Below are 25,555 nucleotides of genomic sequence, written 5' to 3'. Positions count from 1 at the left end.
GTCCCCGGGCATACGCAGGGCCCCGGAACCGGCGCAGGGGTTCCGGGGCCCGGTCAGGGAGCGGACGGGCCGACCCGCCCGCCGCGGCCGTCACACGCGGCGCAGGACGGCGACGACCTTGCCGAGGATGGTCGCGTCGTCGCCGGGGATCGGCTCGTAGGCCGCGTTGTGCGGGAGGAGCCATACGTGGCCGTCCTCGCGCTTGAAGCGCTTGACGGTGGCTTCGCCGTCGAGCATGGCGGCGACGATGTCGCCGTTCTCGGCGACCGGCTGGCGGCGGACGGTGACCCAGTCGCCGTCGCAGATCGCGGCTTCGATCATCGAGTCGCCGACGACCTTCAGGACGAACAGTTCACCGTCGCCGACGAGCTGGCGGGGGAGGGGGAAGACGTCCTCGACGGACTCCTCCGCGAGGATCGGGCCACCGGCGGCGATGCGGCCGACCAGCGGGACGTACGACGCGGCGGGCTTGCCGGCGGTGTCCGTGGGCTGCACGGTGACGGCCTGGTCGGAGCCGCGCACCTCGTAGGCGCGCGGGCGGTGCGGGTCGCGGCGCAGGAAGCCCTTGCGTTCGAGCGCCATGAGCTGATGGGCGACCGAGGACGTGCTGGAGAGGCCGACGGCCTGGCCGATCTCCCGCATCGACGGCGGGTAACCGCGCCGCTGTACGGAGTCCCTGATGACCTCGATCACCCGGCGCTGCCGGTCGGTGAGGCCGGAACTGTCCGCCCGGATGCCTGGAGGTCGGCCCGGCAGGGAGCGCTTGGGTCCCTCGGGATTCGTGGCTTCGTTCATCGCGTGCACCGGCTCGACTCGGCCCAAGGAGCGGTCCTGGGCGGTGATGGTGGCACTGTCTGCGGTGGTGGTCACGTCGGCCCCTCTCGATGGTCTCCCTGCTGCACAACGGTAGTTGCTTTCGAAAGGTTGCGCCAAACACACGTTCGAGTGAAAAAGTGCGTTTTGCCTGACGTGATCACGTGCCTGGGTGTATTGCTGGCGCGGCACTTGGCGGACAAAAGCGCCCATTGTTGTACTCTTCACCGCCGGGGTCTGGCGGCCTCGTGGGCCGGGCCCCAGTCTGCCATCCGGAATCCCGCAGTCCGGGAGCCGGGGGCCTTTCTGCGCGGGAGTGCCACGCCTCCTCCCTGTGGCGCCCACCGTATCCCCGCAAGCCTCGCGGGAACACTGCCCGGCGCCCGCGTGTCCTCCGCAGGTCGCCGACGGCGCTCGGGGCCGTCCTTCCGGCGCGACACGCGAGTCTGCCTCGCTGTATGAGCCAATCCCTACATCTAGTGGTTGGATGGCTACCGCAGCCCAGAAGTTGTGGTCCCCCGGGTCCGAGACGCCTCGGCGATCGCCTATGCTTAGGGCTGCTTCGCGGGACCTGTGGGTCCTGTGAGGCCGACGAGTCTGCTGTGAGGAGGGTTGGAGAACATGCACTGTCCCTTCTGCAGGCATCCCGACAGCCGTGTGGTCGACAGCCGTACGACCGACGACGGCACGTCCATCCGCAGGCGCCGCCAGTGCCCCGACTGCTCCCGTCGTTTCACGACCGTGGAGACGTGCTCGCTCATGGTGGTCAAGCGGTCCGGAGTCACCGAGCCCTTCAGTCGCACCAAGATCATCAATGGTGTGCGCAAGGCGTGCCAGGGACGGCCTGTCACCGAGGACGCGCTGGCCCAGCTGGGCCAGCGGGTCGAGGAGGCGGTGCGTGCGACCGGCAGCGCCGAGCTGACCACCCACGACGTGGGTCTGGCCATACTCGGCCCGTTGCAGGAGCTCGACCTCGTCGCCTATCTGCGGTTCGCCTCCGTCTACCGGGCGTTCGACTCGCTCGACGACTTCGAGGCCGCCATCGCGGAGCTGAGGGAGGCGACGGGAGGCCCCGCCGTGCTCGGGGAAGACGCGGGAGCGGGGAGCCAGGAAGACGATCGCGGGTCCGGCGGGACCACTCAGGTCCCCGTGCCCGCACGCGCCGCCGACTGACCGGAGGGCCGGAAACCGGGAGGAGAGCCGGGTTCCGGCCGGGAGGCGGCGAACCAAGACCTGTTGCGGGCGGCAGCTGAGGGTGCCCGCAACGCACGACAGAAACACGTGCCCATCGGAACAAATGGGCACTTCAGGGCGTTTTTGCCCGTACAGGGAGGCGGCATGACAGAGACGGCGAGCGGTCCGGCACGAGGTTCCCGAGCCAAGGGCACCAAGGCCACCAAGGGACTGCGTATCGAGCGCATCCACACCACCCCCGGAGTGCACCCGTACGACGAGGTGTCGTGGGAGCGCCGTGACGTCGTCATGACCAACTGGCGCGACGGCTCGGTCAACTTCGAGCAGCGTGGCGTCGAGTTTCCCGACTTCTGGTCGGTGAACGCGGTCAACATCGTCACCAGCAAGTACTTCCGGGGAGCCGTCGGCACCCCGCAGCGCGAGACCAGCCTCAGGCAGCTGATCGACCGCATCGTGAAGACGTACCGGAAGGCCGGTGAGGACTACAAGTACTTCGCCTCGCCCGCTGACGCCGAGATCTTCGAGCACGAGCTGGCGTACGCCCTCCTGCACCAGATCTTCAGCTTCAACAGCCCCGTCTGGTTCAACGTCGGCACTCCGCAGCCCCAGCAGGTCTCGGCCTGCTTCATCCTGTCCGTCGACGACTCCATGGAGTCGATCCTCGACTGGTACAAGGAAGAGGGCATGATCTTCAAGGGCGGCTCCGGTGCCGGCCTGAACCTCTCCCGCATCCGCTCCTCCAAGGAGCTGCTCTCCTCGGGCGGCAACGCCTCCGGCCCGGTCTCCTTCATGCGCGGCGCCGACGCCTCCGCCGGCACCATCAAGTCCGGTGGCGCCACCCGCCGCGCCGCCAAGATGGTCGTGCTCGACGTCGACCACCCCGACATCGAGGACTTCATCGAGACCAAGGTCAAGGAAGAGGAGAAGATCCGCGTCCTGCGCGACGCGGGCTTCGACATGGACCTGGGCGGCGACGACATCACGTCCGTCCAGTACCAGAACGCCAACAACTCGGTCCGCGTGAACGACGAGTTCATGCAGGCGGTAGAGAACGGCGGCAAGTTCGGCCTGCGCGCCCGCATGACCGGTGAGGTCATCGAGGAGGTCGAGGCCAAGGCCCTGTTCCGCAAGATCGCCGAGGCGGCCTGGGCCTGCGCCGACCCGGGCATCCAGTACGACGACACGATCAACAACTGGCACACCTGCCCCGAGTCCGGCCGGATCACCGCGTCGAACCCGTGCAGCGAGTACATGCACCTGGACAACACGTCCTGCAACCTGGCCTCGCTGAACCTGATGAAGTTCCTGAAGGACGACGGCAAGGGCACCCAGTCCTTCGAGACCGAGCGCTTCCAGAAGGTCGTCGAGCTGGTCATCACCGCGATGGACATCTCGATCTGCTTCGCGGACTTCCCGACGCAGAAGATCGGTGAGAACACGCGCGCGTTCCGCCAGCTCGGCATCGGCTATGCCAACCTCGGCGCCCTGCTGATGGCCACCGGCCACGCCTACGACTCCGATGGCGGCCGCGCCCTGGCCGGCGCCATCACCTCCCTGATGACGGGAACGGCCTACCGCCGCTCCGCCGAGCTGGCCGCGGTCGTCGGCACCTACGACGGCTACGCCCGCAACGCCGACGCCCACAACCGCGTCATGAAGCAGCACGCCGACGCCAACGGCACGGCCGTCCGCATGGACGACCTGGACACCCCGGTGTGGGCCGCCGCCACGGAGGCCTGGCAGGACGTCCTGCGTCTCGGCGAGAAGAACGGTTTCCGTAACTCCCAGGCGTCCGTCCTCGCGCCGACCGGCACCATCGGCCTCGCGATGTCCTGCGACACCACCGGTGTCGAGCCCGACCTGGCGCTGGTGAAGTTCAAGAAGCTGGTCGGCGGCGGCTCGATGCAGATCGTCAACGGCACCGTCCCGCAGGCCCTGCGCCGCCTGGGCTACCAGGAGGAGCAGATCGAGGCGATCGTCGCCCACATCGCCGAGCACGGCAACGTGATCGACGCCCCCGGCCTCAAGCACGAGCACTACGAGGTGTTCGACTGCGCCATGGGCGAGCGCGCCATCTCCCCGATGGGCCACGTCCGCATGATGGCGGCGATCCAGCCGTGGATCTCCGGCGCCATCTCCAAGACGGTCAACATGCCGGAGACGGCGACCGTCGAGGAGGTCGAGGAGATCTACTTCGAGGCCTGGAAGCTGGGCGTCAAGGCGCTCGCGATCTACCGCGACAACTGCAAGGTCGGCCAGCCGCTCTCCGCGAAGACCAAGGAGAAGGAGAAGGCCGAGGTCACCGCGAAGGCCGAGGAGACCATCCGGACCGCGGTCGAGAAGGTCGTCGAGTACCGCCCGGTCCGCAAGCGCCTCCCGAAGGGACGTCCCGGCATCACCACGTCCTTCACCGTCGGCGGCGCCGAGGGCTACATGACCGCCAACTCCTACCCGGACGACGGTCTCGGCGAGGTCTTCCTGAAGATGTCGAAGCAGGGCTCCACCCTCGCGGGCATGATGGACGCCTTCTCCATCGCCGTCTCCGTCGGTCTGCAGTACGGCGTGCCGCTGGAGACGTACGTCTCGAAGTTCACCAACATGCGCTTCGAGCCGGCCGGCATGACGGACGACCCGGACGTGCGGATGGCGCAGTCGATCGTCGACTACATCTTCCGCCGCCTGGCGCTGGACTTCCTCCCCTTCGAGACCCGCTCCGCGCTCGGCATCCACTCCGCCGAGGAGCGTCAGCGGCACCTGGAGACCGGCTCCTACGAGCCGGCGGAGGACGAGGTCGACGTCGAGGGCCTGGCCCAGTCGGCCCCGCGCGCCCAGGAGCTGAAGGCGGTCGCCACGCCGAAGGCCGAGACCGAGGCCGCCAAGCCCGCGCCGCGGCAGGCGCACACCAGCGCCGAGCTGGTGGAGATGCAGCTGGGCATCCAGGCGGACGCTCCGCTGTGCTTCTCCTGCGGTACGAAGATGCAGCGGGCCGGTTCCTGCTACATCTGCGAGGGCTGCGGCTCGACCAGCGGCTGCAGCTGATGACACGCCGTTCCTGAGGTAAGGGGCGCCGGTCCAGGCCGGCGCCCCTTACCCGTACGGGTCCGAACCCTCAGGACGGCTGAGTCCTGCCCATGACCCGGGTGAAGGTGACCGGGTCCTCGTCGAAGCCCCGTACACCGGGGCGGAACGTCCACTCCTGCGCGTCGTCCCGGACGAATTCGGCGATCGTGGCGGCCGTCGACCCGAGGACCGAAGCGAAACCGTCCTCGGCGAGCACGGTGTACCCCTCACGGATGCGTACGGCGGGATTCAGCACCTGGGCGAACGTCTTGTGCCCGGTCCGCTGCTGGATGACGACACCCACCACCACGCGCGCGTAGCGGTCGCTGAGGCGGTCCAGCTCCAGCGTCATGACCTCGTCCCAGCCGAAGCCCTTGCCGTCCGTGCTGTCGCGGTTGAGGAGGATCGTGCCGTCCGGCGAGCGGCTGTCGAAGTGCACCAGGTAGGCGGGTTCCCCGTACGGGGAACCCGACAGGAACGTCGCGGCGACGATGTCCAGATCCGTCGGCGGCCGACCCGCCGGACTGGGGTCCCATTTGAGCGCGACCTCGACCTTGCGGATTCCCTTGCTGAAGCCGGTCACCAGGCCTTCCCTTCCCCCTGTGGCTCGCTCGACCCCAACTCCCCATCGGCCGGGGTCCCTTGCCGTCCATCGTCCCACGCGCGCGGGGGCGCGTGCGCGGGCGATCTCCGCCGGAGCGTGACCGACGCCACGCCCGGTGGCCTTACGATGGCGCGGTGCTGGTCAAGTGGATTCGCTGCACCGTGGTGGACCGCCGGGGGTTCGAGCGGGGACAGCGAAAATGGGCGGGGCTTCCGGGGGAGCCGGGATTTCGGGGACAGGGCGGGGGCTGGAGCCGGCAGCGCGCGGGGGTGGCGCACATCTTCACCTTCTGGGAGAGCCGTGCCTTCTACGACTCCTTCATGGCCCGCTCCCACGACCGCCTGGCCGCCGCCCAGTCCGGCACGTTCAAGGACGCGCAGGTGAAGTTGTTCGAGTACCGCTTCGACGTGAAGACGGGCTTCGAACCGCGGTTCACCGACGCCGATCTGATCCGCGTGGCCCTGTGCCGGGTCCACGAGGAGCGCGTGGAGCACTTCACACTCATGCAGGAAAAGGTCTGGAATCCCGCGATGGCGGGTTCGCCCGGCATGATCCGCGGCATGTTCGCGGAGGCTCCGGAGCAGGAGTTCCTGATCCTTTCGATGTGGCGGTCGGCGGCCGAGCACGGGAAGTACCGCACGGAGCGTGTGGAGCGCCTCGCCCTGCGTGCCCAGACCGAGGCGGACATCGCGGCGCTCTCCGGGGACATCGTGGACCTGGAGCCGTCCTGGACGGTCTGACGTGTCGGCAGGGGAATGCGGGCGCTCCCGGGGAAAGCGTATGGGGGAGCGGCTCCGGAGAGGGGAGGCGTGTGACATACGCCGTACAGGGCCGTGTGAGTGCTCGGCTCCCCGAAGTTCGAACTAGGGTTTTGGCATGGCACGACCACGGCGCATCGTCCTTGTCCGGCACGGCGAGTCCACGGGCAACGCCGACGACTCCGTGTACGAGCGCGAGCCCGACCACGCCCTCGCGCTGACCGAGCGCGGCTGGAGGCAGGCAGAGGAGACCGGCAAGCGGCTCCGCGAGGTCTTCGGCCGGGAACGGGTGAGCGTGTACGTCTCCCCCTACCGCCGCACGCACGAGACGCTCCGCGCCTTCCACCTCGACCCGGATCTCATACGCGTACGGGAGGAACCCAGACTGCGCGAGCAGGACTGGGGCAACTGGCAGGACCGCGACGACGTCCGCCTGCAGAAGGCCTACCGCGACGCGTACGGCCACTTCTTCTTCCGGTTCCCGCAGGGCGAGTCCGGCGCCGACGTGTACGACCGGGTGGGCGGCTTCCTGGAAAGCCTCTTCCGCAGCTTCGAGGCCCCCGACCACCCACCGAACGTCCTGCTGGTGACGCACGGGCTGGCGATGCGGCTGTTCTGCATGCGCTGGTTCCACTGGACGGTCGCGGAATTCGAGTCGCTGTCCAACCCCGGGAACGCCGAGATGCGGATGCTCGTTCTGGGAGAGGACGGCAAGTACACACTCGACCGGCCCTTCGAGCGCTGGCGGAAACCGGTGCCGTACTGGGCGAACGGATAGAGTGGCAGGGCGATGACCGCTGACTCCTCTTTCCCCGTACGCCTGGAACGCGCCCTGGCGAGCCTGCGCGGACTGGCCGTGGGGGACGCGCTGGGCTCCCAGTTCTTCGTTCCCGTGAACTACGCCCTGCTGAAGCGCCGCGAGCTGCCCGCAGGCCCCTGGCAGTGGACGGACGACACCGAGATGGCCTGTTCGGTGGTCGCCGTTCTCGCCGCCCATCACCGCATCGACCAGGACGCGCTCGCCCGCTCCTTCGCCGAGCACCACGACTTCGACCGTGGCTACGGCCCCGCGGTCAACCGGCTGCTGCGTCTCGTCCGGGAGGGCGAGGACTGGCGCCGGCTGGCCGCCGGGCTCTTCAACGGCCAGGGGTCGTGGGGCAACGGCGCTGCGATGCGGATCGCCCCTCTGGGTGCGTGGTACGAGGACGACCCCGAGCAGGCGACCCACCAGGCGGAGATCTCGTCCTACACCACGCACCAGCACCGGGAGGCGGTGGTCGGAGCAATGGCGGTGGCCGCGGCGGCGGCCATGGCGGGCTCGCCCGACGGCCCGCCCGCCCCGGAGGCACTGCTCGACGGCGTCATCGCGCTCGTTCCCAAGAGTGCGGTCGGCCAGGGGCTGCGCCGCGCCCGCGACATGCTCGACTACGCCGACGCCGCCACCGTCGCCGCTGTCCTCGGCTGCGGGCGCCGCACGACGGCCCACGACACCGTCCCCTTCGCCCTGTGGTCCGCCGCGCGTTCCCTCGGGGACTACGCGTCGGCGTTCTGGACGACTGCCCAGGTCGGCGGGGACGTCGACACGACCTGCGCGATCGTGGGAGGCGTGCTGGCCGCGGGCAAGGCCGGGGCGCCGCCCGCGGAGTGGGTGCGGCACACCGAGGCACTGCCGGACTGGGTTCCCGCCGGAGGCTGAGAACTCCTTCGTGCCGTCGGCTTGGCTGCTCTCCCGCCGGTTTCGCAGCCACCATCGGAAACTCTCCGTGCGCACCGGGAACTGTGCGTGACCGCCGTCCGTTCTTCCGGTATCCGCCGTCCGTCGTCCGCCTCGTTCGTGGTCGGGTCCTCGGGCGGTGCCGTGACCGTGACGACGAGGGACGGAGGGCGGGGGATGGCGTTCGCCGTGCCGGTGCCGAAGGTGGTTCGGGCCCTGTCCTTCGTGTTTCTCGGCTGGTGCAGGGTGCTGGTGGCCGTGGTGCGGCCGGCCGGATCTTCGCGTCCGCCGTTGGTTCCCTGGCGGCGATCCGGTCGGCCGCGGCCTAGCGCGGCCCGGCCCGGATCAGCCGAGGTGGGGTCCCGCCGTCCCCGCGAGGGATTCGAGGTCGCTCTTGCGGACCCTGAGTACCAGCCAAGCGGTGAGGAAGGCGAGGACGGCCATCGCCGCGGCCGGTATGAAGGCCGTGGAGATGCCGTGGGCGAGCACGTCGTGACCCCAGGGTGCGGGCAGCTGGTGCGTCTTGGCGAACTCCGCCTTCTGCTCCGGCGAGGCGTCGGCGAGGAACTTCGGCAGCTGCTTCTTCGCCTCGTCGGTGCTGGCCGATCCGAAGACGGTCGTCAGGATGGAAAGACCGAGCGAACCGCCGACCTGCTGCATGGCGTTGAGGAGTCCGGAAGCCGCTCCCGCCTCGTGCTGGGCGACACCCGACACGGCGGTGACGGTGGCCGTGACGAAGTTCAGGCCCATGCCGAAGCCGAACACCAGCATGGGGCCCAGCACCCCGCCCACGTACGTGCTGTCGGGCCGGATGAACGTCTGCCAGACCAGCCCGATGACCACCAACGCGGAACCGCCCATCATGAACGGCTTGGGGCCGAGCACCGGCAGGAGACGCTGGGACAGGCCCGCCCCCACGGCGATCGCGGCGGTCACGGGAAGAAAGGCGAGGCCGGCCTTGATGGCGCTGTAGCCGAGCACGTTCTGCACGAACAGCACGATGTAGAAGAACATGCCGAACATCGCCGCGGCCAGGCTCAGCATGATCACGTAGGTGCCCCAGCGGTTCCGGTCGGCGAACATCCTGAGCGGGGTGATCGGTTCCTTCGCCCGCACCTCGGTGAAGACGAAGGCGAACAGGAGGACCACGGCCGCGCCGAAGGAGCCCAGGGTGAGGCCGTCCCGCCAGCCGTCCTCGGCGGCACGTATGAACCCGTACACCAGCGAGGCCATGCCGACCGTCGAGGTCAGCGCACCGGTGAGGTCGAAGCGTCCGGGGTGCCGCTCGGACTCGTTGATGTACAGCGGTGCCAGCGATGCGATCAGCACACCGATGGGCACGTTGACGAACAGCACCCACCGCCAGTCGAGCCAGTCGGTGAGCATGCCACCCGCGAGCAGGCCGATGGCACCACCGCCCGCGGAGACGGCGGCGAAGACTCCGAAGGCCCGGTTCCGCTCCGGGCCTTCGGGGAACGTCGTGGTGATCAGCGCCAGCGACGTGGGCGAGGCGATCGCGCCGCCCACGCCCTGCAGGGCCCGTGCGGCCAGCAACTGCCAGGGTTCCTGGGCCAGCCCGCCCAGCAGCGAAGCGAAGGTGAACAGCAGGATGCCGGCCATGAACACCCTGCGACGGCCGAGGATGTCACCGGCCCGTGCGCCGAGCAGCAGCAGACCGCCGAATGTCAGCGTGTACGCGCTGACCACCCAGGTCAGGTCGGTGGTGCTGAACTTGAGGGCCTCTTGAATGTGCGGGAGCGCGATGTTCACAATCGTCGCGTCGAGTACCACCATGAGTTGGCAGGCCGCGATGACGGTGAGTGCGATGCCGGGATGCCCCTCCCGGCGGGCCACGCCCGGTTTCTGATCGTCTTTGAGCAGCTGAGAGGTCGTCACTATGGGTCCCCCATAAAGGCTCTAGTGAACGCTCGCGTTCACTTTCGCGTCCACGGTAGTGAGTCCCCGACAGTGAACGCAAGCGTTCACTTAATCGGGTGCCGCGTCCCGCGTCCCCCTGTTGCTGCGGCACGGCGCCCCTCCCCCCGGAACCCCCGCTTCCCTTGCATGTTGGAGAACTCAGATGGTTACCTCGCGCTGGACGGCCGCCCCTGACCGGACGGTTTCACCTCGTCGGCGCGGTGCGGTGCTGGAGCGCGCGATCCTGGACGCCGCTTTGGAGCAGCTCAGCACGGTCGGCTGGAAGGGGCTGACCATGGAGGGCGTCGCGGCCGGCGCCCAGACCGGCAAGGCCGCGGTCTACCGGCGCTGGCCCTCCAAGGAGGATCTGGTCGCCGACGCCCTGGTCTCCGGACTGCCCCGGGTCGAGAAGGCCCCGGACCTCGGAAGCGTGCGCGAGGACCTCCTCACCCTGTGCCGGCAGGTACGGCGGATCATGTACTCACGCCCCGGGCTCGCCCTGCGTTCGGTAATTCACGAGTGCGATCATATGCAAGTGGAACGCTTCGAGGGCGTGATCGTCGGCACCGTGGTGGAGCCGACCGTCAAGCTGCTCCGGGAGGTCATCACTCGTGGAATAGAGCGAGGGGAGGTCCGCTCGGACGCGGCCAACGGCTACGTCTTCGATGCCATCCCGGCCATGATGATGTACCGGTCGAAGATGTGCGCCAGCGAATGGAGCGACCAGGACCTGGAAGAGATGATCGACCAGCTGATGCTCCCGCTGCTGCGGCCCTACGAGACCTGACCCGCCGCGTCCGCACTCCTGATGCCGGCAGGATGCCCGGGGTGTCGCGAGGCGATCCGGGCGGCGTACGCTAAGGGCGCCATGCCGTACGAACCACCTACTCACACCGTCGAGCGCTCCCTGCGCGCCACGACCGGAGCGAAGGTCATTGCCGGTGTCGACGAGGTGGGGCGCGGCGCCTGGGCCGGGCCCGTCACCGTCTGCGCGGCGATCACCGGACTGCGCCGCCCACCCGAGGGGCTGACCGACTCCAAGCTGCTGACGGTCAAGCGCCGGACGGAGCTCGCTCTGATCCTGCGGTCATGGGTGACGGCCTACGCACTGGGGCATGCTTCCCCGGAGGAGATCGACGACCTGGGGATGACGGCCGCTCTGCGGCTCGCCGCGGTCCGCGCTCTGGACGCCCTGCCGGTCCGTCCCGACGCCGTGATCCTCGACGGGAAGCACGACTACCTCGGCGACCCCTGGCAGGTGCGCACGGTGATCAAGGGTGATCGGTCGTGTGTGGCCGTCGCGGCGGCGTCGGTGATCGCCAAGGTCCAGCGCGACAAAATGATGGCCGAACTGGGTGGCGACCATGCAGACTTCGGATTCGCGGACAACGCCGGGTATCCGTCGCCCGTGCACAAGGCGGCACTGGAGGAGTGGGGGCCCACCCCGCACCACCGGTTGTCGTGGGCGTATCTTGATGCGTTGCCTCAGTGGCGGCACCTCAAGAAGGTCCGCAGCTGGGCGGACGGAAACGTTCCGGAAATCGAGGGTCAGCTCGTTCTCGATTTCTGACGGTTCCGATCGCACTGATGTGCCACCCGGTCATCCGCGCCGCACCAACGTTTGATAAATATCAGCTCATGCCTCTCATTCCCGAGGAGCCTCAGATTCACGAGAGTGCCCAGGGTCCCCGCGCCACACCGGCCAGCGGCCGTACCGCGCCGACCCCCCGCCCCGTACCCGGCCCCCGCCCCGCGGCTCCGTCCCGCCCCGGTCGTCCCGGCCCTCTGCGGCCCACGCCGCCGGTGCAGCGCACGCCGCGTGACGTGGCTCCGGCCAAGCCCGGCCCCTCCGGTCCGGCCACTCCCACCGCCACCGCGGCGAGCCCGCAGATCCAGCTGATCCCGGCTTCGGCCGAGGGCGCGCTCGACGCCGCCGAGGAGGCCGTGGACCTGCTCCTGGACTCGGGCCGCGCCCCCGGCGACGTGCTTGTGATCACCACTGGTGCCCAGCACCCGTGGGCCGAGCACGAGCTGTCCTTCGGCGAGACGTCCTACTGGGCGCAGCATGACACCGGTGACGACGTCTTCTACGCGGATGCCGCCGTCGCCTCCCGTGCCGCGACCCGTCCGGTGGTCGTCGTGGCCGTCAACGGAGGACCCGCCTCCGCCGCTGCCACCGCCCTTCCGCTGGCGCACTCCCGGGCCGGCGCCCTGCTGATCGTCTGCGGCGACCCGCAGCAGATCAACTCGGTGCTGGGCGCCGGCGTCTGAGCCGCGTCCGGCACCCCGGGTCACCGGGGTGCCGAGGGGGCCGCTCCGGCGGAATCCGCACGGTTCGGCTTTTGGCGTGCCCGGGTGCGGGCGGCGACAGCGTCTGAAGAGGCGTGCTGCCCGGTGCCTGGGCGTCCGGGCCGAGGCCGAAGTGACCGCGCCGGGTTGCTCTCGGGGCTGGTCTGGTCGGGGTGGATCTCCTACTCCGGACCCGCGCGTGAGCCGGCGTGTGTCCTCGGCACCCCTCGCGACGGACGACTGCTCGGCTCGGGCACCACGGCTCGGCTCGGGCATCGCGTACTTGCACCGACTACCGGTTGGCCACGTCCGGTTGGTCATGCGCCCCGCGTGCCCCCGGCTGGCCGTTTCCGTTCCTGCGGCCCGGCTGCCCGCGGTGCTCGGGCAACTCGGGCGGCCGTGGCAATCGCACTCAGGCCGTCGTACCGGCCGTCGCGTTCGTGGACCCCGGCCGGCGGCACGAACCGTCATGCCGCCGGCGGAGCGCCACCAGGCTGACTCAGCGAGCCGCGGCCCGGCGCAGCACCTCGGAGACCGGGCCACCGGTGCGCGGTACGAGAGGTGGAGCCTCCGCCGTGCCGAAGGGCTCGGGAGCCGAGTGCGCGTTGGGCCGGCGTCCGCCGCGCCCCTCCCCGAGGACCTGCCAGCCGTCATGCGTCAGCGTGATGTACGCCCCGCAGCGCAGCCCGTGCAGCGTGCAGGCGTCGCGCAGTCCCCACATCCAGGCGCCGTCCTCCTCGGTCCAACGCGCGTCACCCTCACGGCAGTAGAGCAGGACAGCCGTGCGCACGGGGGTGCGGCGGCGGAGGTCGTGCGGGATCACCCGGCGCAGTTGGTCCAGGAGTGTGTTGCGGAACATCCAGCCGTCGGCGGCAGCCGGACGGCGTGTGAACGAGGCGCTGGCCCGCAGCCGCTCGTCCGGGTCGAGAACCGCCACGATCGCCGTGAGCGGCTTCGGGCGGTGGCGGGTGTGCAGTCCGCTGACGACCTCACGGGGGTTGCGCAGCAGGGGGATTCCGGCAGCGGCCCACTCGGCCGGCTCGAGCAGGCGACTGGCGGAAGCGGCGGACGTGGACGTCGACAAGGAGGCCGCCGAGGACGAGGCGAATCCGAAGGTCACGTTCCTCCCTTCGGCTACGCGCCCATACTGCGGGCGAGGTCGGATTCGGGGGAGCGCGCACCGCAGCGGAGCCCAACCGGATCACGGACGAACCGTGCGGGGAGCGGACCTCAATTCTTCCTGTCGAACTTGGCTGCGGCAACGAGCAATTGGCACCGTCGACTGTTATCTGGCGGTGCGTGGCTTATATCCCTACCCAAAGGTTCGGCTGACGACGCCTGAGGTGCCTCGTCACCGCCCGCCGGGTCACGGTGCGTAGTGGCGCGGTCCTCCCTGAGCTGCGCGGCCCTGCGGCAACGCCGCTCAGCCCGGGGAGGAGAGAACGAGCGGCGGCACGCACGCCGGTCGTCCCCGGATCACCCTTGAACGGCAAGGCGCGGTCCACGGCACATCTGTCAGCCCTGCACGGCGAGAACCAGCGGCAGCACTCCGCGCGCCCCGGACTTCCGCAGCAGACGTGTCGCGACGGCGAGCGTCCAGCCCGTCTCCGTGAAGTCGTCGACCAGCAGCACGGGACCGTCCGCCCCGGCGAGCGCCGACGCCAGCTCGGGCGGCACCGTCAACGCGCCGTCGAGGCTCTTCAGCCGCTGCGCGCTGTTGCTGCGGGGCGAGCGGGGAGCGTCCCCGGCGTACTCCACCGAGCCGAGCAGGGGCAGTCGGCCGACTTCGGCGATCCGGGTGCCGAGGGACCGGATCAGCCGGGGTCTGCTGCGCGAGGCCACGGTGACGACGCCCACCGGCCGGGGCGGGGCGTCGGACGCACCGGAGGCCCAGCCGCCGGGACCTCGGGCCCAGTCGGCAAGGACGTCCACCACGGCTCGCGCCACGTCGTCGGGCACGGCATCGTCCGGCGTCTGGGGCGCGAGCAGCGGACGCAGACGGTTGCCCCAGCCGATGTCCGACAGACGTCCCAGCGCCCGCCCGGGCAAGGCCTGCTCCCCGGCCGGGATGCGTCCCTTGAGGTCGATGCCGATGGCCGGCAGGCCGGTCGGCCACATGCGGCGGGGCTCCACTTCCACTCCGGCGCGGCCCAGGTCGCTCCGCGCCGCGTCGAGGGCCGCCGGAGACAGACCGGAGGTGAAGCGCGGTCCGGCGCAGTTGTCGCAGCGGCCACAGGGTTTGGCGCCCTCGTCGTCCAGCTGGCGCTGGAGGAACTCCATCCGGCACTCGGTGGTGGCCGCGTACTCCCGCATCGCCTGCTGCTCGGCCGCGCGCTGCCGGGCCACCCACGCGTAACGGTCGGAGTCGTAGGACCACGGCTGCCCGGTCGCGATCCAGCCGCCCTTGACGCGGCGCACCGCTCCGTCCACGTCGAGGACCTTCAGCATGGTTTCCAGGCGTGAGCGCCGCAGCTCGACGAGCGGTTCCAGGGCGGGCAGCGACAGGGGCCCGTCGGCCCCGGCCAGGACGTCCAGGGTGCGCCGGACCAGATCCTCGGAGGGGAAGGCCAGCGACGCGAAGTACTGCCAGATCGCCTCGTCCTCCTTGCCGGGCAGCAGCAGTACCTCCGCGTGGTCGACACCGCGGCCGGCCCTGCCGACCTGCTGGTAGTAGGCGATGGGGGAGGAAGGCGAGCCGAGATGGACCACGAAACCGAGATCCGCTTTGTCGAAGCCCATGCCGAGCGCGGAGGTGGCGACCAGGGCCTTGACGCGGTTGGCGAGCAGGTCGTCCTCGGCCTGCTGCCGTTCGGCGTTCTCCGTCTTGCCCGTGTACGAGGCGACGGCGTGCCCGCGCTGCCGCAGGAAGGCGGTGACCTCCTCGGCGGCGGCCACGGTCAGCGTGTACACGATGCCGGAGCCCGGCAGGTCGTCCAGATGATCGGCGAGCCAGGCCATCCGGTGCGCGGCGTCCGGGAGCCGCAGCACGCCGAGGCTCAGACTCTCCCGGTCCAGCGGCCCGCGCAGGACCAGCGCGTCGGACGCGCCCCCCGTACCGAGCTGCTCGGCGACGTCCGCGGTCACTCGCGCGTTGGCCGTGGCGGTGGTGGCCAGTACGGGAACCCCGGGCGGCAGGTCGGCGAGCATGGTGCGCAGCCGGCGGTAGTCGGGGCGGAAATCGTGGCCCCAGTCGGAGATGCAGTGGGCCTCGTCCACGACGAGCAGACCGGTGGCCGCGGACAGCTTGGGCAGGACCTGGTCCCGGAAGTCCGGGTTGTTCAGCCGCTCCGGCGAGACGAGCAACACGTCGACGTCGCCCGCCGCGATCTCGGCCTGGACGGCCTCCCACTCCTCGGTGTTGGCGGAGTTGATGGTCCGGGCGTGGATACCGGCCCGGCCGGCCGCGTCCACCTGGTTCCGCATGAGCGCGAGCAGCGGCGAGACGATCACCGTGGGCCCGCTTCCTTTGGCCCGCAGCAGCGAGGTCGCCACGAAGTACACCGCGGACTTGCCCCAGCCCGTGCGCTGCACGACCAGGGCCCGGCGCCGGTCCGCGACCAGTGCCTCGATCGCCCGCCACTGGTCCTCGCGCAGCCGGGCCGTGCCCGTGGCATCCCCGACGAGCCGGGCGAGGACGGCGTCCGCCCGGGCCCGGAGATCCGCGTTGCTCGTGTGCTCCATGCGTCCATACAACAGGACGGGACCGACAAACGGGCGGGCACGGTCCGAGGCTGTGGACAACGCGGCCCAGCGTTGTCGTGTCCCTGATTCGAGTTATCCACAGGCTCAACCGGAACCTCGAGATCCGCGAGATTGTCGGCGCATGACGAATCACAGCGAAGCCACCGGACCGTTCGAAAACGACGACATGTCGGGACAGCAGCCGTCGGCCGGACCGGCCGACCACGTCACGCAGGTCACGCTGCGCACCCCGGCGGAGCTGGCCGACGCCCTGCCCTACCTCCTCGGTTACCGCCCGGAGGACAGCATGGTGCTGGTCGCCCTGCACGACCACACGGGCCGCCGCGGCAGGTTCGGCGGCCGGGCCCGGCTCGGCATCCCCGCGGCGGAGGAGGACTGGGAGGCCGCCGCCCGGCAGCTGGCCCGCGGTCTGGTCACCGGCAGCGAGCGGCGCGGCTCACGGCCCGAGCGGATGGTGGCCTACGTCTGCCAGGAACCGGGTCCGGGAGAGTCCGGCCGGGACGTCAAACGACGGCTGGAGAGGCTGGCCCACCTGATGCGGACCGAATGCGGCAGTCTCGACGTGCCGGTGATCGAGGCCCTGTGCATCTCCGACGGCCGTTTCTGGTCGTACTGCTGCCCGGTCGAGGGCTGCTGCCCCGAGGACGGTTCGCCGATGGGCCTGCCCGGCACGTCGGTGCTCGCCGCGGCGGCGACCTACGCCGGCATCCAGGTGCGCGGCACACTGCGGGAGCTGCGCGCCAGGTTGCGGCCGTGGGAGACCGGCGCGGCGCTGGAACAGGAGGTCGCCCTGGACGCCGCCGGCATGAGCCTGGTGCCCCGCATCCTGGACGAGACGTCCCGTCAGAAGGTGGCCGAGGAGACCCTGGACCTGGCCGAGCGGATCATTCGCCGCTACCGCACCGCGTCCCCGGTCCCCGGCACCCATCCGGCGGACGCGCGCGACGACAACCTCCTCGCGGACGACGAGGCGGCCACGCTGATCCTCGGGCTCCAGGACCGTACGACCCGAGACAGGGCCGCAGCCTGGATGGAAGGGGACGACGCAGGGCCGGCGCTCCGGCTCTGGCGTGCCCTGGCCCGCCGCTGCGTCGGGCCCTACGGCGAGCACGCCGCCGCACCACTGACCCTCGCGGGCTGGGTCGCCTGGTCCATGGGCGATGAACTGGAAGCGCGGGAGGCGCTGGCCATGGCCCTGGCCGCCGATCCCGACTACCTCTTCGCCCGCCTGCTGCACCAGGCGTGCAACGAGGGGCTCGACCCGGAGGCGGTCCGCCGCTGCCTGCGCACGGACAGCACACGGCGCACAACGACGGGGACCGCGGAGCTGACGGACCCGGCACCGCGGACCACCCTCACCGCACCCCCGCAGGCCCCGGAGCCGGCACCCGCAGCCGGCATCCAGGCGGACGACCATAGCGCCCCGTCCGGCTCCCGGACGGGCAGGCAACGACGGCGCCGGGCGCGCACCGCGGACGGCGAGGACGGCCGTCAGACGGCACACGCGAAGGGAGGCCGACGGAGGCCGGCCGACACCCGCCCCCGGACGTCCGCTGCCGAGTCCTCCGGGCCCGGCACCCGCGGCCCGGTCACCACGCACACGCGTGGGACGGGTCCAGGTGAGGCCACGACCGGTGGCGCCCGCTCGGACACCGGGCGTCCGCAGCCCGAGGAGAACGGATGAGCACCGGCGAGTGTCAGGCGCCGACCCGCACGGGAACGACCGCCGGGCCACCGGGTCCCGGTGAGGGGTTCCTCCGGACACGCCGGGCGCGCACTGTCGGCGAGGCACCTAGTCCGATCGGCACCGGGTGCCCGGACGTTCACCTCTCGCCGGTCGGTCATGTCATCACCACGTGTCAGGGTGCCCACCTCTCGCCGGCTGATGATGCCGTCGCCGGATGCTCGTACGCTCACCTCTCGCCGGTCGGTCATGGTGTCGCCGGGCGCCCGGGCGCCCACCTCTCGCCGGCGGGTCACGCCATCACCGGGTGCCCGGACGTCTGCCTCTCGCCACCCGGTCATGTCACCACCGGGCGCCCGGGTGCCCACCTCTCGCCGACCGGTCAAACCATCACCGGGTGCTCCGACGCCCACCCTCCGCTCGCTGGTGATGCCGCTCCCGGGTGCCCGGACGTCCACTCCGAGCCGACCTGTCCCGCCACCATCAAGTGGCCTGCCACCCACCTTGCGCCGCGCCGTCAGGCCACGATCGGTCGGCTTCATGGGGCGAGCCGTGACCCGGAGGAGTCCGCCGCCGTTCACCTGAGTGGCGGAAAGCCTGGACGGGCCCAGCCGCCGTACCTCCCCTGTCCTCCGGGGCGGCCCACCGGCCACCCAGCACGTCCGAGGCACACCGAGCGCAGAAGAAGCCAGCCCATGCACCAGCAGCCGACTCCGCCCTCCGCCACCGGCGAACGTCCGTCCCGGAGCAGGTCCGAGCCGTTCCTGACGGACGGCACAGGCCCCCGCACACCGAAGGCAGCCGGCTTTCGACCGACCTCCCGTGCGGACGTCCGCCCCCTCGCCCCGGCCACCCAGGGCAGCCCTCTGCCCCCCGTCACGGCCCGGTCCCGCGAAGCCGCCACGGCTGCGCCGGCCCGTACACCTCCGGTCAGCCACCCGGTGCCGGAGTTGCCGCCCACGCACACCGCCCTGATGTGCGTGGCCCTGCCCGGCCTCGCCATCTGCGGCGAGTCGGGACAGTTGGCCGGGCGGGGACTGGACGGGTTCTACCGGGGCGGCAGGAGGCTGCTGGCCCGGTGCCACGTCCGCGTGGCCGGCCGTGAACCGCTGCCCGTGCGGGCCTGGATGACCGGAGCCGACAGCGCCCGCTTCGTGGGGACGCTGCGCACTGCCGCGGCCACCGGCCCCGATCCCGACGTCGTCGTCGAGCGGACACGCCACGCCGACGGAACCGAACGGATCACATTGCGCAGCGCGGCCCCGCGTCCGCTGCGCCTGCCCGTCGAGGTCGCCCTCGGCACCGACCTGGCGGAACTCGCCGCCATCGCCGCCGGGGCGGCAGGCCCCGAACTCCCGGCCAGCGTCCATGACTCGGGCCTGCGCTGGGCCAGGGAAGGCGCCGCCGCCTGCGTCATCCCGGACCCACCGCCGGCCGACGCCCTGGCGTCCGCCGGACTGCTGCGCTGGGAGGTGGAACTGGCGCCGGGCGGGACGGCAACCGTGGAGCTGAGGGTACGGGCCGAGGGTGCCGGTCCCTTGCGGGCCGCGGGACACGTCGCAGGCTCCCTGGCCCCCGCCCGGGCGGCAGGCGACGACCACCGGGTGGGCCCGCTGCTGCACTCGGCCGTCGCCGATCTGCGGGCACTGCTCCTGCGTGATGCCGCGCACCCCGCCGACACCTACCTCGCGGCGGGCGCCCCCTGGCGCTGCGGGATGGCCCCGGCGGAGGCGCTCGCCGCCGCCCGCATGGCGCTGCCCCTGGGCACCCGGCTGGCCGCGGGCACCCTGCGCACCCTGGCCCGTACCCAGCTCCCGGGCCCGGGTCCCCGGGCCGGCATGATCCCCGGCCCCCGTCGCGACGCCGGCCCGCATCTCCCGCCGAGTTGTACAGGAACGGAGGCCACACTGCTCTTCCCCGTCCTGCTCGCCGAAGCCCGCCGCTGGGGACTGCCCGATCAGGAGACCCAGGAACTGCTCCCCGCCGCCGAGCGCTGCCTGGCCTGGCTGCGGACCACCGTCCGCGACGGCACCTACCTCCGCGATCCGCATCCCACCGGTCCGGCCCGCTGCGAGACCCAGGCCCATGCGCACCGTGCCGCCCTGCTCGGTGCCGACCTTCTCGACGCCCATGGCAGACCGGGCGCCACGGAACTGCGCCAGTGGGCCCACACCCTGCGGTCGGCCTTCCGGGCCGACTTCTGGGTGGAGGACCGTGGCGGCGGACGTCCGGCCATGGCCCTGACAGTGGATGGCCGGCCCGTGCCCCACCTGGCCGCCACCGCCGTCCACCTCCTCGACACCGGGCTGCTCGGCGCCGGCATATTGGCCCCGGGCCTGCTCGACAAGGTGCACACCGCACACCTCGCCCGGCTGCTCGGCGCCCCCGCCATGGACGCGGGCTGGGGACTGCGCGGCCTCGGCACCAAGGAGGCGGGGCACAATCCGTTCGGCCACCGGACCGGTGCCGTGCGCGTCTACGAGACGGCACTCGCGGTCGCCGGGCTCGCGGCGGCCGGATACGAGAAGGAAGCGGCCGGACTGCTCAACGGGCTGCTGGACGCAGCGGAACACTTCGGTCACCGCCTGCCCGAGATGTTCGCCGGCGAACAGCGCTCCGCCGGCACCGCGCCCCTCCCGCACCCCGCCGCCTGCCGTCCGGCGGCCACCGCGGCGGCCTCCGTGATCCTGCTGCTGACCGCCCTCGCCGGCATCCGACCCGACGCCCCCGCCCGCACGGTGACCCTGCGCCCCGTGCGCAGCGCCCCGCTCGGTGAAGTCGGACTCCACGGCCTCCGTGTCGCTGGCGCCCCCTTCGCCGTGCGGATCAGCCGCCTGGGACTGGCCATGGTGGAGGAGGCGGCGGACGGTCTGCAACTGGGCGCGTGACACCCGTGGAACAGGCCGTGACCTCGTAACACAGCACTGGTCGGACAGACGGAGAGCCGGTCCGGCGCCCCGGACGGGAGAGAAGCGGAATCACTCCCCGTGCGACTGGCGAAGGGAGTGTTTATCGTCAGGCAGACGACTATGATCGCGGCATGCCCTACGACCCGTCAGCCTTTCCGCCCTTCGCCGTCACCGTGGATCTGGTCGTGCTGACCGTGCGCCGCCATTCCCTGTGCGCGCTGGCGGTACGCAGGGGCGAGCCTCCGTTCCAGGGGCGCTGGGCGCTGCCCGGCGGCTTCGTACGGGCCGACGAGGATCTGTCCCAGGCGGCGGCGCGCGAGCTGGCCGAGGAGACCGGGCTGTGCGCCCACGATCCCTCGGTCCCAGCCCAGGACAACGGGGCCCACCTGGAGCAGCTCGCCACCTACGGTGATCCCAAGCGGGACCCCCGCATGCGTGTGGTCAGCGTCGCGCACCTCGCGCTCGCGCCCGACCTGCCCGCACCGCGCGCCGGCGGCGACGCCAGCAATGCGCGCTGGGCCCCCGTCGAGGAGCTGCTCCAGCAGGGTGGCTATGGCCGCGACGGCGAACCCGTGGCACCACTCGCCTTCGACCACGCGCTGATCCTCGCCGACGGAGTGGAACGCGCCCGCTCCAAGATCGAGTACTCGTCGCTGGCCACCGCCTTCTGCCCGCCCGAGTTCACCGTCGGAGAGCTGCGCCGGGTGTACGAGGCGGTCTGGGGCGTGGCCCTCGACCCGCGCAACTTCCACCGCAAGGTCACCGGAACACCCGGGTTCCTCGTCCCTACAGGGGGTACGACCACCCGCCAGGGTGGCAGGCCGGCCCAGCTTTTCCGAGCCGGCGGTGCCACGCTGCTCAACCCGCCGATGCTGCGCCCCGAGGTGTGAGATCACGGGCCGCGGGCCCGGCTGGACGACTGGTGCAGCGGGCTGCCGTACCGAGCCCCGAGTCCATCGAACGGCGGACAAGATCGGGCCTAGACCACACGGCATGTTTCCGCAAGTCGTCTTATACCGGGAAAACCGGACACATAGCGCTATCTTGCTGCAGGTGATCCAGGCCTTCGGACTGACCAGCAACCCCCGCAAGGCGCATCCGCCCGCCGTCGACGACGTTTCCTTCGAAGCGCGCGCCGGGCATGTCACCGCGCTCCTCGGGGCCGCCGGCGCGGGCAAGACGACGGCGCTCAGACTCATGCTCGAGCTCCGCGCCGGGCGAGGCATCACGTACTTCAAGGGACGGCCACTGCACCGGATCGCGCATCCATCACAGGAAGTCGGCGTACTCCTCGGTGACGTGCCGGGGCACCCTTCCCGCACGGTCCGTGGCCATCTGCGCATGCTGTGCGCGGCGGCGGGAGTTCCCGCGCGGCGGGCCGACGAGGTCCTCGAAGTGGTCGGTCTCGTCAGCCTCCGCGAGGAGCGCCTCGGCACGCTGTCGCGCGGCATGGACCGCAGGCTCGGCCTGGCCTGCGCCCTGCTGCCCGACCCGCACACGCTCGTCCTGGACGAACCCGCCGACGGTCTTTCCGCCCGTGAGGCCCAGTGGCTGCACATCATGCTGCGGGCCCACGCCGCCCAGGGCGGCACGGTGCTCTTCACCACGGCCGACACCAAAGAAGCCGCCCGGAGCGCCGACCGGGTCGTCACGCTCGACGCCGGGAGAGTCGTCGCGGACCAGGAGGCGAGGGCGTTCGCCCGCACCCGGCTGCGCCCCCGCGTGGCCGTCCGCAGCCCCCACGCCGTACGCCTCGCGGCCCTGCTCACCAAAGACGCGCGCACCACTCGCCGCTCCGTCGAGGTCGTACGCGAGGGCGGCAACCGCCTGTCGGTGTACGGCACCACGACCGCCGACATCGGCGAGATCGCGTTCCGCAACGGCATCCTCGTTCACCAACTGGCCGACGAGGTAGGCGACATGGGGCCGGGAGCCGGTGCCGAGTGCGATACGGGGGTGTGGTCCACCGAGCCCCTTCCGGTGGTCCCGGACCCGGTGCCGGCAGAACCGGAGACACGGCAGGGCCACAGCCAGGCGGAATCGCAACCGGCGCCACCCGGCACCACGTCCGAGGAACCGGAGCAGGCCTCGGCGGGCCTTTCGTGGACGCGTCGCCGACGTACGGTGTCGGGCTCCCCGGCACCGGAGTCCGCCCAGCACTCCTCACCGGAACCCGGCTCGGCCGTGCTCGACGACTCCCCGCCGGACGCGAGCGGCACCGCGGACGAGCCGTCGACGGCGCCGGAACGCGCGAGGCCGGTGTCCGGGGAGACCACGCCTCCCGTCCTTCACGCTGTGGAGTCGCGTCGCATGCCGCCGTCAGGGGAGGCGCGTGATCCGGTTACCAGTGCGGCAGCGGCCGGATCCCGCCCGAAAACCCCCGACCGGTCCGCGCCCGGCCCGGGCGCCGCCGCGCCGGGGCACCCCTCGGCCGACACGGCCATCGCCGGGCAGCCTTCGGGGCACCCCGAGCACACTCTCGATTCGACCGCACCTGAGCCTGAGCGGTCCGTGGGCGGCTTCTCCCAGGGCGGCGAAGACCGGTTGGCGCCCGGGCCCGCGGCGCGGGAACACGAGCGGACCGCCGACGGTGGGCGGACCTCGCCGGGCCACGATCCCGATCAAGACGGCGCCGCCCAGCGTCCGCTGATCGTCCCCGGCGCTGCGGCGCACGCCGCGCCGTCGGCCGGTACAGCCGTCGGCGGCGACGGCCACGGCGAAGTCACCGCACTCGGCGAGAAGAAGACGGCCGGCGCCGACGCCGGTGCCGCGCCTGTCAGGGCCACCGGCGGCCGGTCCGCCGACCCGGCGGCCACCCCGGACTCCGGCTCCGGCGGAGTCACCACGGCTTCCGCACCGCAACCCGCAAGCGCCTCCACCTCCACCACGACCCTCGCCGGCGCCCGCACCCTCCTGCCCGGGGCCAGGAATCCGGGCGCCCGGCAGCAGACCGGCCGCCCCGCGCGGCCCGACGGCGCCCGTCCCGTCCCCGCCCTCTCCTCCCTCCCGCCCCCCATCTCCGTCCGGCCCGCCCGCACCCCCCTGCGCCCCCTGCGGTACGAGATCCGGCGCGCCGGCGGAATCGGCACCGGTTTCCTCGTCTGCGGTGCCGTACTGGTGGTGTCCGCGCTCATCGCCGTGCTCCTGGCCCGGCTCGGTCACACCCCGCAGGCACGGCTGTTCGCGGCGTGGCCGCGGGAGCTGCCGCTGCCGCCCGCGGCGTTCGCGGCGGGACTGCTCGGTGCGCTGGCCTACGGGGACGAGTTCCGCCACCCCGCCCTTGCGGCGGACCGCGGCACCGTCCCCCGTCGGCTGGGGCTGCTCACCGCGAAACTGATCGTCTCCGGAGCCACCGCGGTGCTGCTCGCCTTCCTCACCGTGGGCTGCGACGCCGAAGCCCTCTACGTCGTCTACGGACGGGAAATGACACGGGTTCCCGCGGACTGGCTCTCGCTGACCGCGAGTTGGTTCGGGCTGGTCGTCGGTTGCGCCTGGGCCGGTGTACTGGCGGCCGGTGTGTTCCGGTCCACGACGGCCGGACTGGCCGCCGTCCTCGCCGTGCCCGTCCTCGTCGTGCCCCTCGTGCACGGAGCGCTGCGGGGTCCGGCCGTACGGATGGCGGCCGGCTTCCCGGTGCGGATGCGCGAGGTCCTCCTGCTGCAGTGGCCCTTCGGCGGAGAGCGGTACCTGGCCGCGGCCGCGCGGCTCCTCGCCCAACCCGTCGGGGGCGCGCTGGCGTTGTCGCTGGCCGCACTGCTCGGCGCGTACCTGTTCACCGCGCTGCGCACCCGGTTCCGATGACAACTGTCCGTACGCTTCCGTTCTCGCTTTGTACACAACTCCCCGAAGTGAGCCCATTTCTTTTCGATAAGGCGTCAATTGCGACGCCGTGAGCGATCACCCTTTCGTGTGCTTTTCACCAAAGCCCTCAAGGGAGTTGAAAGCGACGCCGACAAAGGATCCGTGAGTACCCTTGCGCACACCATGATGACCGCCGCCCGCTCCGCAGACTCAGGTCTGGCCGGCCCGGGCGAACTCGACCGCTACCCCTACGCCGAGGCGCCGGTGACCGACCGCGTCGGCACACCTGCCTGGGAGGGCGGGGACCCCGATCTGGGCCGTGTCGGCAGAAGGGCCTCGGGCAGCCGCGGACGCGGACTGCACGGCCAGCTCGTCCAGCAGCTGGGACAGATGATCGTCTCCGGTGACCTGGGCGCCGACCGCCCGCTGGTGCCGGAGGAGATCGGCCAGCGCTTCGAGGTCTCCCGCACCGTCGTCCGCGAGTCCCTGCGGGTCCTGGAGGCCAAGGGCCTGGTCAGCGCCCGTCCCAACGTCGGTACGCGCGTGCGTCCCGTCAGTGACTGGAATCTTCTGGACCCGGACATCATCGAGTGGCGGGCCTTCGGGCCCCAGCGCGACGACCAGCGCAGGGAACTGAGCGAGCTGCGGTGGACGATCGAGCCGCTCGCCGCCCGCCTCGCCGCCGGGCACGGGCGCGAGGAGGTGCAGCAGCGCCTCTGCGACATGGTGGAGATCATGAGCCACGCGCTCGCCCAGGGCGACGCGCTCACCTACGCGCGTGCCGACACGGAGTTCCACACGCTGCTGATCCAGATCGCGGGCAACCGCATGCTGGAGCACCTGTCCGGCATCGTCTCGGCGGCGCTCCAGGTCTCCGGCGGCCCGGTCACCGGCTGTGACCGGCCGAACGAGGCGTCCCTCGCGCAGCACGCGCGGATCGTCGACGCGCTCGGTACCGGCGACGGCACGGCGGCGGAGAGCGCCATGCGCCAGCTCCTCACCGTCCACCCCGAAGTGGAGCGCGTGGTTCCCGCCCCGCGCGAGCACTGACCTCGCGAGGAACGCGGTGCGGTCGCCGGTGTGCGGCGCTCTCGTGGTACTCGTGGCGGC

Annotated in this window: 18 protein-coding genes; 13 read left to right on the top strand and 5 right to left on the bottom strand. The window is 71.5% G+C overall.

From position 1 onward, the window contains the following. Nucleotides 1-90: 90 nt before the first annotated feature. Nucleotides 91-870: a transcriptional repressor LexA gene (gene lexA, locus LG395_RS03575; protein WP_225808402.1), complete on the bottom strand. Its 780-nt coding sequence runs from the start codon at nt 868-870 to the stop codon at nt 91-93. A 564-nt stretch (nt 871-1,434) separates the two neighbouring features. On the opposite strand from lexA, the gene nrdR reads away from it, so the two are divergent. After that, nucleotides 1,435-1,986: a transcriptional regulator NrdR gene (gene nrdR / locus LG395_RS03570; protein WP_225808401.1), complete on the top strand. Its 552-nt coding sequence runs from the start codon at nt 1,435-1,437 to the stop codon at nt 1,984-1,986. Nucleotides 1,987-2,151: 165 nt separating this feature from the next. Further along, on the top strand, nt 2,152-5,046 hold the full coding sequence (locus tag LG395_RS03565; RefSeq protein ID WP_225808400.1) for a vitamin B12-dependent ribonucleotide reductase: 2,895 nt from the start codon (nt 2,152-2,154) through the stop codon (nt 5,044-5,046). A 70-nt stretch (nt 5,047-5,116) separates the two neighbouring features. Here LG395_RS03565 and LG395_RS03560 read toward each other — a convergent pair whose 3' ends face one another. Beyond that, nucleotides 5,117-5,650: a TerD family protein gene (locus LG395_RS03560; RefSeq protein ID WP_225808399.1), complete on the bottom strand. Its 534-nt coding sequence runs from the start codon at nt 5,648-5,650 to the stop codon at nt 5,117-5,119. Nucleotides 5,651-5,805: 155 nt separating this feature from the next. Here LG395_RS03560 and LG395_RS03555 point away from each other — a divergent pair, with 155 nt between their 5' ends. From LG395_RS03555 to LG395_RS03545, 3 genes are all read left to right on the top strand, one after another. Next, the gene (locus LG395_RS03555) at nt 5,806-6,411 is read left to right on the top strand and encodes a YdbC family protein (RefSeq protein ID WP_171152245.1); all 606 of its coding nucleotides are present in this window, start codon (nt 5,806-5,808) and stop codon (nt 6,409-6,411) included. Nucleotides 6,412-6,547: 136 nt separating this feature from the next. Next, the gene (locus tag LG395_RS03550; RefSeq protein ID WP_225808398.1) at nt 6,548-7,207 is read left to right on the top strand and encodes a histidine phosphatase family protein; all 660 of its coding nucleotides are present in this window, start codon (nt 6,548-6,550) and stop codon (nt 7,205-7,207) included. A 12-nt stretch (nt 7,208-7,219) separates the two neighbouring features. Next, nucleotides 7,220-8,125 (top strand): ADP-ribosylglycohydrolase family protein, encoded by a 906-nt coding sequence (locus LG395_RS03545; protein WP_225808397.1) that lies wholly within the window; start codon nt 7,220-7,222, stop codon nt 8,123-8,125. A 363-nt stretch (nt 8,126-8,488) separates the two neighbouring features. Here LG395_RS03545 and LG395_RS03540 read toward each other — a convergent pair whose 3' ends face one another. Further along, nucleotides 8,489-10,039: an MFS transporter gene (locus LG395_RS03540; protein WP_225808396.1), complete on the bottom strand. Its 1,551-nt coding sequence runs from the start codon at nt 10,037-10,039 to the stop codon at nt 8,489-8,491. A 184-nt stretch (nt 10,040-10,223) separates the two neighbouring features. On the opposite strand from LG395_RS03540, the gene LG395_RS03535 reads away from it, so the two are divergent. From LG395_RS03535 to LG395_RS03525, 3 genes are all read left to right on the top strand, one after another. Then, nucleotides 10,224-10,847 (top strand): TetR/AcrR family transcriptional regulator, encoded by a 624-nt coding sequence (locus LG395_RS03535; RefSeq protein WP_171152238.1) that lies wholly within the window; start codon nt 10,224-10,226, stop codon nt 10,845-10,847. An 81-nt stretch (nt 10,848-10,928) separates the two neighbouring features. Continuing rightward, nucleotides 10,929-11,630 carry a ribonuclease HII gene (gene rnhB, locus LG395_RS03530; protein ID WP_225808395.1) on the top strand — a complete coding sequence of 234 codons (702 nt, stop codon included), beginning with the start codon at nt 10,929-10,931 and terminating at the stop codon, nt 11,628-11,630. Nucleotides 11,631-11,698: 68 nt separating this feature from the next. Next, a complete protein-coding gene (locus LG395_RS03525; RefSeq protein WP_171152234.1) occupies nt 11,699-12,331 on the top strand; it encodes a hypothetical protein in 633 nt (210 codons plus the stop codon). Nucleotides 12,332-12,848: 517 nt separating this feature from the next. On the opposite strand, the gene LG395_RS03520 is transcribed toward LG395_RS03525, so the two are convergent. Both LG395_RS03520 and LG395_RS03515 read right to left on the bottom strand, forming a co-directional pair. Next, entirely contained in the window at nt 12,849-13,469 is a 621-nt protein-coding gene (locus LG395_RS03520; RefSeq protein WP_171152232.1) for a hypothetical protein, read from the bottom strand. A gap of 395 nt (nt 13,470-13,864) precedes the next feature. Continuing rightward, a complete protein-coding gene (locus LG395_RS03515) occupies nt 13,865-16,030 on the bottom strand; it encodes a RecQ family ATP-dependent DNA helicase (RefSeq protein WP_225808394.1) in 2,166 nt (721 codons plus the stop codon). A gap of 142 nt (nt 16,031-16,172) precedes the next feature. On the opposite strand from LG395_RS03515, the gene LG395_RS03510 reads away from it, so the two are divergent. The 5 genes from LG395_RS03510 (at nt 16,173) to LG395_RS03490 (ending at nt 25,495) form a co-directional block, all read left to right on the top strand. Next, the gene (locus LG395_RS03510; protein WP_225808393.1) at nt 16,173-17,735 is read left to right on the top strand and encodes a DUF4192 domain-containing protein; all 1,563 of its coding nucleotides are present in this window, start codon (nt 16,173-16,175) and stop codon (nt 17,733-17,735) included. Nucleotides 17,736-18,709: 974 nt separating this feature from the next. Further along, nucleotides 18,710-20,623 (top strand): glycogen debranching N-terminal domain-containing protein, encoded by a 1,914-nt coding sequence (locus LG395_RS03505; RefSeq protein ID WP_263982106.1) that lies wholly within the window; start codon nt 18,710-18,712, stop codon nt 20,621-20,623. A gap of 152 nt (nt 20,624-20,775) precedes the next feature. Further along, a complete protein-coding gene (locus LG395_RS03500) occupies nt 20,776-21,534 on the top strand; it encodes an NUDIX hydrolase (RefSeq protein WP_171152226.1) in 759 nt (252 codons plus the stop codon). A 163-nt stretch (nt 21,535-21,697) separates the two neighbouring features. Then, complete coding sequence (locus tag LG395_RS03495) at nt 21,698-24,445, top strand: ATP-binding cassette domain-containing protein (RefSeq protein ID WP_372463195.1); 2,748 nt, start codon at nt 21,698-21,700, stop codon at nt 24,443-24,445. 162 nt (nt 24,446-24,607) lie between these two features. Continuing rightward, nucleotides 24,608-25,495, top strand: coding sequence for a FadR/GntR family transcriptional regulator (locus LG395_RS03490; protein WP_171152222.1), 888 nt, complete (start codon nt 24,608-24,610; stop codon nt 25,493-25,495). Nucleotides 25,496-25,555: the final 60 nt, after the last annotated feature.

Source organism: Streptomyces spinosus (assembly GCF_020400655.1).
GTDB classification, from domain to species: Bacteria; Actinomycetota; Actinomycetes; order Streptomycetales; family Streptomycetaceae; genus Streptomyces; species Streptomyces argyrophylli.
Note: the sequence above shows the minus strand (reverse complement) of the source record. Positions and strands in the feature narration are given on the sequence as shown.

Excerpts from the sequence above, each read along its gene's own strand:
- nrdR (WP_225808401.1), top strand. The coding sequence starts at position 1,435 with ATGCACTGTCCCTTCTGCAGGCATCCCGACAGCCGTGTGGTCGACAGC.
- LG395_RS03565 (WP_225808400.1), top strand. The coding sequence starts at position 2,152 with ATGACAGAGACGGCGAGCGGTCCGGCACGAGGTTCCCGAGCCAAGGGC.
- LG395_RS03550 (WP_225808398.1), top strand. The coding sequence starts at position 6,548 with ATGGCACGACCACGGCGCATCGTCCTTGTCCGGCACGGCGAGTCCACG.
- LG395_RS03545 (WP_225808397.1), top strand. The coding sequence starts at position 7,220 with ATGACCGCTGACTCCTCTTTCCCCGTACGCCTGGAACGCGCCCTGGCG.
- LG395_RS03535 (WP_171152238.1), top strand. The coding sequence starts at position 10,224 with ATGGTTACCTCGCGCTGGACGGCCGCCCCTGACCGGACGGTTTCACCT.
- rnhB (WP_225808395.1), top strand. The coding sequence starts at position 10,929 with ATGCCGTACGAACCACCTACTCACACCGTCGAGCGCTCCCTGCGCGCC.
- LG395_RS03525 (WP_171152234.1), top strand. The coding sequence starts at position 11,699 with ATGCCTCTCATTCCCGAGGAGCCTCAGATTCACGAGAGTGCCCAGGGT.
- LG395_RS03515 (WP_225808394.1), bottom strand. The coding sequence starts at position 16,030 with ATGGAGCACACGAGCAACGCGGATCTCCGGGCCCGGGCGGACGCCGTC.
- LG395_RS03510 (WP_225808393.1), top strand. The coding sequence starts at position 16,173 with ATGACGAATCACAGCGAAGCCACCGGACCGTTCGAAAACGACGACATG.
- LG395_RS03505 (WP_263982106.1), top strand. The coding sequence starts at position 18,710 with ATGTGCGTGGCCCTGCCCGGCCTCGCCATCTGCGGCGAGTCGGGACAG.
- LG395_RS03500 (WP_171152226.1), top strand. The coding sequence starts at position 20,776 with ATGCCCTACGACCCGTCAGCCTTTCCGCCCTTCGCCGTCACCGTGGAT.